Below are 12250 nucleotides of genomic sequence, written 5' to 3'. Positions count from 1 at the left end.
GGTGAGCGTTCGCGACGACGTCCGCGAGCGCGCGGTCGACGCGCTCACCCGGCTGGTCCGCGACATCGCGGACTTCCCGGAGCCGGGCATCGTGTTCAAGGACATCACGCCGCTGCTGGCCGACCCGGTCGGCTTCGGCGCGGTCGTCGAGGCGATGGCCGCGGCCGGGCGCGACGAGACCGGCGCGGTCGTCGTCGACAAGGTCGTCGGCATGGAGGCCCGCGGGTTCATCCTCGCGGCGCCCGTCGCGCTGACCCTTGGCGTCGGCTTCGCCCCGGTCCGCAAGGCCGGCAAGCTGCCGCACGACACCCACCAGGTCGACTACGCCCTCGAGTACGGCGAGGCCGTGCTCGAGCTCCACCAGGACGCCGTCGCACCGGGGGAGCGCGTACTCCTCGTTGACGACGTGCTCGCCACCGGCGGTACCGCGGGCGCCACCTGCGACCTGGTCCGGCGCTGCGGCGCGGAGCCGGTCGGCTTCGCCGTACTGATGGAGCTGGGCTTCCTCGACGGGCGCACCGCCCTCGGCGAGGTTCCCGTGCACGCGCTGCAGCGGATCTGAGGGCGGCACTAGACTCACCTCATGACCGAGGAGCGCACGACGCCGCGGGTGCCGACAGCGCCCACCCCGGTCCCGAGCGAGCCCGGCGGCGGGCGCGGCGTGCGTGCCCGGCTGGCCCGGATGGGCAGTCGCGGCCAGGTGTCCAACCCGGTCCTCGAGTCGTTGTTCCGCGCGGTGCGGGCCAACCACCCGAAGGCCGACCTTCAGCTCCTGGAGCGCGCCTACCTCACTGCCGAGCGGCTGCACGCCGACCAGAAGCGCAAGAGCGGCGATCCCTACATCACCCACCCGCTCGCGGTGACCACCATCCTCGCCGGCATCGGCATGACCGAGCCGACCCTGGTGGCCGCCCTGCTGCACGACACGGTCGAGGACACGCCGTACACCCTCGAGGAGTGTCGCCGCGACTTCGGTGACGAGGTCGCGCTGCTCGTCGACGGCGTCACGAAGCTCGACAAGGTCGTCTACGGCGACTCGGCCAACGCCGAGACCATCCGCAAGATGATCGTCGCGATGTCGCGCGACATCCGGGTGCTGGTCATCAAGCTCGCCGACCGGCTCCACAACATGCGCACGCTGCGCTTCGTCAAGCAGTCCACGCAGGAGCGAAAGGCCCGCGAGACGCTCGACATCTACGCCCCGCTGGCCCACCGGCTCGGCATGAACACCATCAAGTGGGAGCTCGAGGACCTCGCCTTCGCGACCCTCCACCCCAAGATCTACGACGAGATCGTGCGCCTGGTCGCCGAGCGCGCGCCGTCGCGCGACTCCTTCCTCGCCGAGGTCATCTCCCAGGTCGAGAAGGACCTGCGTGAGGCGAAGATCAAGGCGACGGTCACCGGCCGGCCGAAGCACTACTATTCGATCTACCAGAAGATGATCGTCGGCGGCCGCGACTTCTCCGACATCTACGACCTCGTCGGCATCCGCATCCTCGTCGAGGAGGACCGCGACTGCTACGGCGTCCTCGGCGTGCTCCACTCACGGTGGAACCCGGTCCTGGGCCGGTTCAAGGACTATGTCGCGATGCCGAAGTTCAACATGTACCAGTCGCTGCACACGACGGTCATCGGCCCGCAGGGCAAGCCGGTCGAGATGCAGATCCGCACCTTCGCGATGCACCGCCGCGCGGAGTACGGCGTCGCGGCGCACTGGAAGTACAAGGAGGACGGGCGGGCCGGCAACGACACCGACCGGCCCGGCGACCTCGACGACATGAGCTGGGTGCGCCAGCTGCTCGACTGGCAGAGCGAGGTCGAGGACCCGGGCGAGTTCCTGGAGTCCCTGCGCTTCGAGATCAACCAGGCCGAGACCTACGTGTTCACCCCGCGCGGCGACGTCATCGCGCTGCCGTCCGGCTCCACCCCGGTCGACTTCGCGTACGCCGTGCACACCGAGGTCGGCAACCGCACGATCGGCGCCCGGGTCAACGGCCGCCTCGTGCCGCTCGAGTCGACCCTCGAGAACGGCGACGTCGTCGAGGTCTTCACCTCAAAGGCCGAGGGCGCCGGCCCGTCGCGCGACTGGCTGAACTTCGTCAAGTCGCAGCGCGCCCGCTCCAAGATCCGCCAGTGGTTCACGAAGGAGCGGCGCGAGGAGGCGATCGAGCGCGGCAAGGACGAGATCGCCAAGCTGATGCGCAAGGAGGGCCTGCCCCTCAAGCGCCTGCTGTCCCACGACTCGCTCACCCTCGTCGCGTCCGCGTTCCGCCTCACCGACGTCAGCGCGCTCTACGCCGCCGTCGGCGAGGGCAACCTCGGCGCGCAGACCGTCGTACGCAAGGTCATCGAGCTCCACGGCGGCGACGAGGGCGCCCAGGAGGATCTCGCCGAGGCCGTCACCATCACCGGCCGCCGCGGCCGTCCCCGCCGGCCCACGAGCGGCGACGCCGGCGTCATCGTCACCGGCTCGCCCGACGTGTGGGTCAAGCTCGCCAAGTGCTGCACCCCCGTCCCGCCCGACACGATCCTCGGGTTCGTCACCAAGGGCGGCGGAGTCTCGGTGCACCGCAAGGACTGCACCAACGCCGCCAGCCTGCTCGCCCAGCCCGAGAAGCTGGTCGACGTCGAGTGGGCCCCCACCGGGCAGTCGACCTTCCTGGTCAACATCCAGGTCGAGGCCCTCGACCGCTCCCGCCTGCTGTCCGACATCACCATGGTGCTGTCCGACGCCCACGTGAACATCCTGTCGGCGAACCTCACGACCTCCCGCGACCGCACGGCGAAGTCCCGCTTCACCTTCGAGATGGCCGATGCCAAGCACCTCGACACGGTGCTCAACGCGGTCCGCTCCGTCCCCGGTGTGTTCGACGCCTACCGGGTCACGCAGTAGCAGCTGCATGGATCCCCGGATGTCCGGGGATCCATGCAACAGCCCGAGCCAGGTCAGCTGAAGTCGGCCGACGCCTTCTTGGCCATCTCGAGGAACGACCGGCGCCCCTGGAGGTTCTCCTCGAGCTCGCGGACCTTCTTCTCGTCCCCGCGCGCCCGGGCGGCGTCGAGCTTGGCCTCGGCCTCGGCGATGGCGGCCTCGAGCTTGGAGACCATGTCGTCGGCGCGGGCCGACTTCTCGGGGTCGGTACGACGCCACTGGTCGTCCTCGGCGCGGCGGATGACCTGCTCGACGGCGCGCATGCGGCCCTCGAGATCCTTGATGCGATCGCGCGGGACCTTGCCGGCCTCGTCCCACTTCTCGGCGACGACGCGGAAGGCCGTCTTCGCGGCCGCCAGGTCCCCGGACGACTCCAGGGCGGCGGCGATCGCCTCGGCCTCGACCAACAGCTCCTCCTTGACCACGGCGTTCGCGGCGAACTCCGTGTCGAGGGCGGCGTTGGCGGCGTCGCGGGCGCCGAAGAAGGTGTCCTGAGCGCCGCGGAAGCGGCGCCAGAGCTCGTCGTCGACGGCCTTGGGGGCCGGGCCGGCGGCCTTCCAGTCGCGCATCAGGTCGCGGTAGCGGCCCGAGGTCGGGCCCCACTCGGTCGACGACGCCAGCGCCTCGGCCTCGGTGACCAGGCGCTCCTTGATGACCCGGGCGCCCTCGCGCTTCTCGTCCTGCTCGGCGAAGTGCGACTTGCGCGCCTTCGTGTACGCCGAGCGCGCCGAGGAGAACCGCCGCCACAGCTCGTCGTCGGCCGCCTTGTCGATGCGGGGGAGCTTCTTCCACTCCTCGAGGAGCTCGCGCAGCCGGTTGGCGCCGTTGCGCCAGTCGCGCCCGGCGGCGATCTTCTCGGCCTCACCGGCGAGTCGCTCCTTCTCGGCCCGCGCGTCGGCGACCCGCTGCGCCTTGGCCGCACGCCGGGCGTCGCGCTGGGTGGCGATGACCGGCCCGAGCTCGTCGAGCTTGCGGACCAGGGCGGCGATGTCCCCGACGGCGTGCACGTCGACCAGCTGCTCGCGCACGAGCTTGACCGATGACGTCGCCTCCTCGGGCGACAGCACGCCGGTCAGCACCCGTTGGTGGAGCAGGTCCACCTCGAGCGAGAGGTTCTCGTACCGCTTGGTGTAGAAGGCCAAGGCCTCCTCGGGCGTCGCGTCGGGCATCTGCCCGACCGCCCGCTCGCCATCGGTCGTCTTCACGTAGACGGTGCCGTCGTCGCCGACGCGGCCCCAGTCGGAGGTAGTCACAGTGGCCCATGCTAATCAAAGCCGGAGCGCTCGATAGGCTGGGCCGGTGCTGATCGCCGCTTTCCCCGCCGGACCGTGGGGCACCAACTGCTACGTCGCGGCCACCGCACCCGGCGCCGAGTGCGTCGTGATCGACCCCGGGAAGGACGCCGCGGCCGGCGTCGCGGAGGTCGTCCGCGAGCACCGGTTGAAGCCCGTCGCCGTGCTGCTGACCCATGGCCACATCGACCACATGTGGTCGGTGACCCCCGTCGCCGGGACGTACGACGCCACCGCGTGGATCCACCCGGGCGACCGGCACCTGCTCGCCGACCCGATGGCGGGCATCTCGCGCGAGTCGGCCGGCATGCTGCTCGGCGGCGACTACGAGTTCACCGAGCCCGACGACGTCGCGGAGCTGGCCGACGGCGCCAGCCTGGAGCTCGCGGGCCTGCGCTTCCTCGTCGACCACACCCCCGGCCACACCGAGGGCTCGGTCACCTTCCGCACTCCCTGGGGCCGGACATCCGGCGGCCCGGACATCTCCGAGGTCATGTTCTCCGGCGACCTGCTCTTCCAGGGCTCGATCGGCCGCACCGACCTGCCCGGCGGCGACCATACGAAGATGCTCGCCTCGCTGGCCACCAAGGTGTTGCCGCTGGCCGACGACGTCGTGGTGCTCCCGGGCCACGGCGAGCAGACCTCGATCGGCCGCGAGCGCGCCACCAACCCGTTCCTGCTCGACCTGCTCGACTCCGGCACCGACAACGCGGCCGGCCGCGTCACCCGAGGACTGTAGAGATGGCCAAGCCCACGCCGCTGAGCGGCTTCCCCGAGCTCCTGCCTGCCCAGCGCTACGTCGAGCAGCAGGTGATCGCGACCCTCGCGCAAACCTTCGAGCTGCACGGGTTCGCCAACATCGAGACCCGGGCCGTGGAGCCGCTCGACCAGCTGCTGCGCAAGGGCGACACCTCCAAGGAGGTCTACGTCCTGCGGCGCTTGCAGGCAGCGGACGACGGCTCCGCCAGTGACAGAGACAAGGGGATCGGGCTCCACTTCGACCTGACCGTCCCCTTCGCGCGCTTCGTGCTCGAGAACGCCGGCAAGCTCGAGTTCCCGTTCCGCCGCTACCAGATCCAGAAGGTGTGGCGCGGCGAGCGGCCCCAGGAGGGCCGCTTCCGCGAGTTCACCCAGGCCGACATCGACATCGTCGGGCGCGACACGCTCCCGTTCCACCACGACGTCGAGGTCGCGCGGGTGATGCTCGAGGCGCTCGGCAAGCTGGCCCACCCGGATTCGATCGGTCTGCCCGGCTTCCGGCTCCAGGTCAACAACCGCAAGCTGATCCAGGGCTTCTACGCCGGCCTCGGCGTGTCGGGCGACGGCATCGACGAGGTCATGCGCCTGGTCGACAAGCTCGACAAGCTGCCGGCCGACAAGGTCCGCGAGCTGCTGCTGGCCGAGGCCGGAGTCAGCGAGGAGCAGGCCGACAAGGCCCTCGCCCTGGCCACCATCAAGGCGGTCGACGACTCCTTCGTCCAGCGGGTCCGCGACCTCGGCGTCAGCCACGAGCTGCTCGACGAGGGCCTCGACGAGCTCGCCACCCTGGTCCGCGCCTGCGCGCCGCTCGCCACCGACCGCGCCCGCATCGAGGCCGACCTGTCCATCGCCCGGGGACTGGACTACTACACCGGCACCGTCTTCGAGACCCGCCTCGACGGCTACGAGTCGCTCGGCTCGATCTGCTCCGGGGGCCGGTACGACGCCCTCGCCTCCGACGGGCGTACGACCTACCCCGGCGTCGGCATCTCGCTCGGCCTCAGCCGGCTCCTCGTGACGCTCGTCCAGCGCGGGGCTCTCACCGCCGACCGCTCCGTGCCGAGCGTGGTCCTGGTCGCGGTCACCGACGAGGAGTCCCGCGCCGACGCCGACGAGATCGCCACCGCCCTGCGAGCCCGCGCCATCTCGTGCGAGGTCGCGCCCACCGCCGCGAAGTTCGGCAAGCAGATCCGCCACGCCGAGCGGCGCGGCATCCCGTACGTCTGGTTCCGCCAGGCCGACGGCACGAGCGAGGTCAAGGACATCCGCTCCGGAAACCAGGTCGCCGCCGATCCGGCGACGTGGCAGCCTCCGACCGAGGACCTGCGACCGCAGGTCATCACCATCGATGAAGGGGAATCCAAGTGATCCGCACCCATGTCGCCGGCGACCTGACCGTGCCTGCGAACGTCGGCAAGACCGTCACCCTCACCGGGTGGGTGGCCAACCGGCGCGATCACGGCGGTGTGGCCTTCATCGACCTGCGCGACGCCTCGGGCGTGGTCCAGGTCGTCATCCGCGACCCCGAGGTGGCGCACCCGCTGCGCAGCGAGTTCTGCCTGAAGGTCACCGGTGAGGTGGTCGAGCGCACCGAGGGCAACATCAACCCCAACCTGCCGACCGGCCACTACGAGGTCGTCGCGAGCGACGTCGAGGTGCTCAGCGCCGCCGCGCCGCTGCCGTTCCCGATCAGCGACCACGTCGACGTGGGGGAGGAGGTGCGCCTCAAGCACCGCTACCTCGACCTGCGGCGCAGCGCCCCGGGCAGCGCGATCCGGTTGCGCAGCAACGTCAACAAGGCCGCCCGCGACGTGCTGGCCGGCCACGACTTCGTCGAGATCGAGACGCCGACGCTGACGCGCAGCACCCCCGAGGGCGCCCGCGACTTCCTGGTGCCCGCGCGCCTGCAGCCCGGCAGCTGGTACGCCCTGCCGCAGAGCCCCCAGCTGTTCAAGCAGCTGCTCATGGTCGCCGGCATGGAGCGCTACTACCAGATCGCGCGCTGCTACCGCGACGAGGACTTCCGCGCCGACCGCCAGCCCGAGTTCACCCAGCTCGACATCGAGATGAGCTTCGTGACCCAGGACGACGTGATCGCCCTCGGCGAGCAGATCGTCGCAGCGCTGTGGAAGCTGATCGGCTACGACGTCCCGCTACCCCTGCCGCGGATGACGTACGCCGACGCGATGGCCCGCTACGGCTCCGACAAGCCCGACCTGCGGATGGGCCTCGAGCTCGTCGAGTGCACCGACTACTTCAAGGACACCCCGTTCCGCGTCTTCCAGGCGCCGTACGTCGGTGCCGTGGTGATGCCGGGCGGCGCGAGCCAGCCCCGCAAGCAGCTCGACGCCTGGCAGGAGTGGGCCAAGCAGCGCGGTGCCAAGGGCCTGGCGTACGTCCTGGTCCAGGAGGACGGCGAGCTCGGCGGTCCGGTGGCCAAGAACATCACCGACGAGGAGAAGGCCGGCCTGGCCGCCCACGTCGGCGCGCAGCCCGGCGACTGCATCTTCTTCGCGGCGGGTGCGGTGAAGTCCAGCCGTGCCCTGCTCGGCGCCGCCCGGCTCGAGATCGGCCGCCGAGGCGGCCTGCTCGACGAGGACGCGTGGAGCTTCCTGTGGGTCGTCGACGCGCCGCTGTTCGAGCCCGCCGACGAGGCCACCGCCGCCGGTGACGTCGCGGTCGGCGGAGGAGCGTGGACCGCCGTCCACCACGCCTTCACCAGCCCGCAGGACCTCGAGGCCTTCGACACCGACCCCGGCAACGCGCTGGCGTGGGCCTACGACATCGTCTGCAACGGCAACGAGATCGGCGGCGGCTCGATCCGTATCCACCGCGAGGACATCCAGAAGCGGGTCTTCGAGGTGATGGGGATCGGCGAGGCCGAGGCCGAGGAGAAGTTCGGCTTCCTGCTCGAGGCGTTCAAGTTCGGCGCGCCCCCGCACGGCGGCATCGCGTTCGGCTGGGATCGGGTGGTCGCTCTGCTGGCCGGCACGGACTCCATCCGCGACGTCATCGCCTTCCCGAAGACCGGTGGCGGCTACGACCCGTTGACCGCCGCTCCCGCGCCGATCACGCGGGAGCAGCGGAAGGAAGCCGGTGTGGATGCCCGTCCGACGGAGGAAAACAAGGGCTGAGGCCCCTCCGCCGGACGGTTTGCCGGGCGTCGAGACCAAACCGTTACCGCGTCGCTATCGCCTTGACGCACCTGGTGCGCCTAGTGTCACGGACGGCGCGTGGCCGATGTGGCCCGCGTCGCATCCGTGACGCACGGCGACGAGGTGAAGATGACGATCCCGGGCTCCGAACTGGAGATCCACGAGACCGAGACCCCGGTCGAGGACGACGCAGTCGTCTCGGTGGCCGGCCGGTCACCCACCCAGCTGGCCATCGCCCGGTTCCGGGCCGACAAGCTGTCGATGATCTCCTTCGTGCTGACGGCGTTCATCATCATCTGCGCGATCGCGGCGCCGATCCTGGTGGCCCTCGGCGTGCTGGCGCCCAACGAGCAGCACCAGAACCTCCTGTCGGCTGACGGCGTGGTGCCCGAGGGCGCCTTCGGCGGGATCTCGTGGAGCCACCCCTTCGGTGTCGACCCCGGCCTGGGCCGCGACCTGCTCGCCCGCCTGATGCTGGCGATCACGTCCTCGCTCACCATCGCGCTGACCGGCACGATCATCACCGTCGTCATCGGTGCGATCCTCGGCATCGTCGCCGGCTTCTCCGGCGGCTTCGTCGACGCGGTCGTGGGCCGGATCATCGACCTGACGCTGTCGTTCCCGCAGACCCTGATGCTGCTGGCCCTGTCCGGCCCGGTGGTCGTGATGATCCGCGGCGACGTGTCCGACTTCCCGGGGCTCGGCTTCTTCAGCAACCCCGACCTCGCCAACGGTGCCTTCGTCATCGTCATCCTCGCGGCCTTCGGCTGGCCGCCGGTGGCCCGCGTGGTCCGCGGCCAGGTGCTCTCGATCCGCGAGCGCGAGTTCATCGAGGCCGCCCGCCTGCTGGGTGCGTCGCGCCGCCGGCTGTACTTCAAGGAGGTGCTGCCCAACGTGTGGGCGCCCGTCCTGGTCTACGTGACGCTGCTCGTGCCGGCCTACATCTCCGCAGAGGCCGCGTTCAACTTCCTGGGCGTCGGCATCAAGCCGCCGACCCCGACGCTGGGCAACATCCTCGCCGACTCGGTCAGCTACACCAGCGCCGACCCGACGTACTTCTTCCTGCCGGGTGCCCTGCTGGCCCTCATCGTCGTGGTGTTCAACCTCGTCGGTGACGGCGCCCGCGACGCGCTCGACCCCAAGTCGCACCGATAACAACAAAGGACCCGGTGCTCCGCCGACATCACACGGGACCCGGAGCATCGCGGCGCCGGCCGAGCCGGCGTCACTACCGAAAAGGAGATAGTTGGATGGCCTTCAAGAAGCCATTGGCTGCCGTGGCTGCCACAGCGCTCGCGGCGACACTCGCCGCGTGCGGCGGTGGCAGTGACGACGGCGACAACAGCGGGAGCAGCGGGGGCAAGGCCGAGAAGGGTGGCAACGCCATCTTCCTCGTCGGTGTCCGCAACGTCGAGCACTGGGACCCCCAGCGCATGTACATCGGCCGTGACCTCAACAACTCGGGCCGGCTGTTCTACCGCAGCCTGGTGGCGCTGCCCGCCTCCAACGACCCGGTCGAGGGCACCACGCCCGTCCCGGACCTGGCGACCGACACCGGCACCACGACCGACGGCGGCAAGTCCTGGAGCTTCACCGTCAAGGACGGCGTGAAGTGGGAGGACGGCAAGGACATCACCTGTGAGGACTTCAAGTACGGCGCGTCGCGCAACTTCGCGACCGACGTGATCATCGGTGGTCCCGCCAACTACCTGTTCACCTACCTGGACATCCCGACCGGTGACGACGGCCTGCCGCAGTACAAGGGCCCCTACACCAAGAAGGGCCAGGACCTCTACGACAAGGCCGTCACCTGCGACGGCAAGACGATCACGTACCGGTTCAAGAAGGCGTGGCCGGACTTCGCGAACTCCATCGCGCAGCTGCGCTACATGGACCCGTACCGCGAGGACCTCGACAAGGGTGACGCGAACAACTTCGTGATCATCTCCAACGGTCCCTACAAGCTCGACGGCACCTGGAAGGAGGGCACCGGCGGCAAGTTCGTCCGCAACGAGAACTGGGACGCGTCCACGGACACGATCCGCAAGGCCTACCCGGACACCTGGGACTTCCGCGAGGGTGACACCGACGAGGCGATCTACGAGCAGCTGCTCGCCGACTCCGGTGACGCGCAGTACTCCGTGACCGAGCGTCGTCTCCCGCCGGCCCTCTTCACCCGCAAGGACGAGGCCGGGGACCGCTACACCCAGGTCGAGTCGCCGTACGTCGACTACGTGCTGCCGAACTTCAACTCGCCGGTCTTCAAGGACGCGAACTGCCGTGAGGCGCTCAAGCTCGCGACCGACCGCGCGGCGTGGATCAAGGCCGGCGGTGGCCCCGAGTACTTCAAGGCCGCCGACTCCGTCATCAACCCGGGTGTCCCCGGCTACAAGTCGAACCCGGCGTTCGAGGCCATGGGCGAGTCCGGTGACCAGACCGCTGCCAAGGCCGCGCTCGACAAGTGCGCTGCCCCGAAGCCGGTGAAGATCAAGTTCACCTACTCGGGTGGCACCCCCACCTCCGACAAGCAGGCCTCCGCTCTGAAGGCCGGCTGGGACGCGGCCGGCTTCCAGACCGAGCTCGACCCGCTGGAGGACACCTACTACTCCGTGATCCAGAAGCCGGACGCCGACTTCGACGTCACCTGGGGTGGTTGGGGTGCTGACTGGTCGTCCGCCGGCACCGTCATCCCGCCGCTCTTCGACAGCCGGATCAACCTGACCGGTGACTCGAACGGCAACGACTACGGCAACTACAAGGGTGGCCCCGAGGTCAACCAGATGATCGACGACGCCTACGCCGAGCCCGACCTCGACGCCGCCGCTGACAAGTGGGCCGCTGTCGACGCCAAGCTGGGTCAGGACGTCGCCTACATCCCGCTGGAGATCACGATCTTCAACTTCGTCCACGGTGGCAAGATCACCGGCTACGAGAACAACGTCTCGGTGAACGGCTACGCCGACCTCGCCGTCCTCGGCGTGGCGAAGTGAATCTCCGCTAAACACACCACATGACAGTCGGGGGTCGTCCCCAAGACGGCCCCCGACTGTCGGTGCCCACCGGTCGTCTCCTCCCACACTGAGGTCTGCTGTGCTCGCGTACGTCATCCGTCGGCTCTTCGCCGGCGTGATCATGCTCATCGTGATGAGCATCGTCACCTTCGCCCTGTTCTTCGCCTCCCCGATCGACCAGGCGTCCTTCATCTGCGGCAAGAACTGCTCGGCCGCCCAGAAGAAGCAGACGGCCGCCGCCATGGGCTACGACGACTCGTTCGCCAACCAGTGGGTGGACTTCGCGAAGGGCGTCGTCCAGGGGCGCGACTACCCCGACGACCCCAAGCTGCGCGAGACGGCGCCGGAGACCATCGTCCACTGCGACGCTCCGTGCCTCGGCTACTCCCGCGAGCGCGGTGACACCGTCACCAACCTGATCAAGGACACCTTCCCGGTGTCCTTCTCCCTGGCGGTCTCCGCCTTCATCCTCTGGATGGTCGGCGGCGTGCTGCTGGGAGTCACAGCGGCCCTGAAGAAGGGCTCCATCATCGACCGCGGCCTGGTCGGCCTGTCCCTGATCGCCTATGCCTTCCCGACGTTCTTCGTCGGGCTCGTGCTCTACAAGTTCGTCGCGATCAAGTGGGGGCTCACCGAGATCCCGCGCTACACCTCGATCGCCGAAGGAGGCGTCGGTGGCTGGCTCTCCAGCCTGACGCTGCCCGCGATCACCCTTGCCCTGTTCTTCATGGCGGCCTACGTCCGCATGACCCGGTCCTACGTGATCGAGTCCTTCCAGGAGGACTACGTCCGCACGGCACGGTCCAAGGGCCTGCCGGAGCGCACCGTGACCTACAAGCACGCCCTGCGTGCGGCCCTGACCCCGATCGTGACCATGGCGGGCCTGGACTTCGCCGGCCTGATGGGCGGCGCGATCATCACCGAGTCGGTCTTCAACTACCCAGGCATGGGCAAGCTGGCCGTGCGCGCGAGCTCGGACTTCGACCTGCCGACGACCGTCGGCCTGGTCGTCCTGCTGGCGGCCTTCGTGATCCTGGCCAACATCATCGTGGACCTGTTGTACGCCGTCATCGACCCGCGCGTGCGGCTGGGCTGAGAGGA

Annotated in this window: 9 protein-coding genes; 8 read left to right on the top strand and 1 reads right to left on the bottom strand. The window is 69.6% G+C overall.

Translation table 11 applies throughout. From position 1 onward, the window contains the following. Nucleotide 1: 1 nt before the first annotated feature. Both FBY23_RS16145 and FBY23_RS16140 read left to right on the top strand, forming a co-directional pair. On the top strand, nucleotides 2–562 hold the full coding sequence (locus FBY23_RS16145) for an adenine phosphoribosyltransferase (protein WP_141799075.1): 561 nt from the start codon (nucleotides 2–4) through the stop codon (nucleotides 560–562). A 21-nt stretch (nucleotides 563–583) separates the two neighbouring features. After that, complete coding sequence (locus FBY23_RS16140) at nucleotides 584–2893, top strand: bifunctional (p)ppGpp synthetase/guanosine-3',5'-bis(diphosphate) 3'-pyrophosphohydrolase (RefSeq protein ID WP_174245219.1); 2310 nt, start codon at nucleotides 584–586, stop codon at nucleotides 2891–2893. 53 nt (nucleotides 2894–2946) lie between these two features. Here the strand turns inward: FBY23_RS16140 and FBY23_RS16135 are convergent, their stop codons facing one another. Beyond that, nucleotides 2947–4185: a DUF349 domain-containing protein gene (locus tag FBY23_RS16135; RefSeq protein WP_260806025.1), complete on the bottom strand. Its 1239-nt coding sequence runs from the start codon at nucleotides 4183–4185 to the stop codon at nucleotides 2947–2949. 46 nt (nucleotides 4186–4231) lie between these two features. On the opposite strand from FBY23_RS16135, the gene FBY23_RS16130 reads away from it, so the two are divergent. From FBY23_RS16130 to FBY23_RS16105, 6 genes are all read left to right on the top strand, one after another. Next, nucleotides 4232–4963, top strand: coding sequence for an MBL fold metallo-hydrolase (locus FBY23_RS16130; protein ID WP_141799074.1), 732 nt, complete (start codon nucleotides 4232–4234; stop codon nucleotides 4961–4963). A 2-nt stretch (nucleotides 4964–4965) separates the two neighbouring features. After that, on the top strand, nucleotides 4966–6351 hold the full coding sequence (hisS, locus tag FBY23_RS16125; protein WP_141799073.1) for a histidine--tRNA ligase: 1386 nt from the start codon (nucleotides 4966–4968) through the stop codon (nucleotides 6349–6351). Next, complete coding sequence (aspS, locus tag FBY23_RS16120) at nucleotides 6348–8117, top strand: aspartate--tRNA ligase (RefSeq protein WP_141799072.1); 1770 nt, start codon at nucleotides 6348–6350, stop codon at nucleotides 8115–8117. Before hisS ends, aspS begins: the two co-directional genes overlap by 4 nt. Before the next feature lie 99 nt (nucleotides 8118–8216). Beyond that, nucleotides 8217–9293 (top strand): ABC transporter permease, encoded by a 1077-nt coding sequence (locus FBY23_RS16115; RefSeq protein ID WP_260806023.1) that lies wholly within the window; start codon nucleotides 8217–8219, stop codon nucleotides 9291–9293. A 95-nt stretch (nucleotides 9294–9388) separates the two neighbouring features. Further along, a complete protein-coding gene (locus FBY23_RS16110) occupies nucleotides 9389–11128 on the top strand; it encodes an ABC transporter substrate-binding protein (protein ID WP_141799071.1) in 1740 nt (579 codons plus the stop codon). A 100-nt stretch (nucleotides 11129–11228) separates the two neighbouring features. Next, nucleotides 11229–12245, top strand: coding sequence for an ABC transporter permease (locus FBY23_RS16105; protein WP_141799070.1), 1017 nt, complete (start codon nucleotides 11229–11231; stop codon nucleotides 12243–12245). Nucleotides 12246–12250: the final 5 nt, after the last annotated feature.

The sequence above is a fragment of the Nocardioides sp. SLBN-35 genome, assembly GCF_006715725.1.
Classification (GTDB): domain Bacteria; phylum Actinomycetota; class Actinomycetes; order Propionibacteriales; family Nocardioidaceae; genus Nocardioides.
This window is presented reverse-complemented; position numbering and strand designations above follow the sequence as displayed.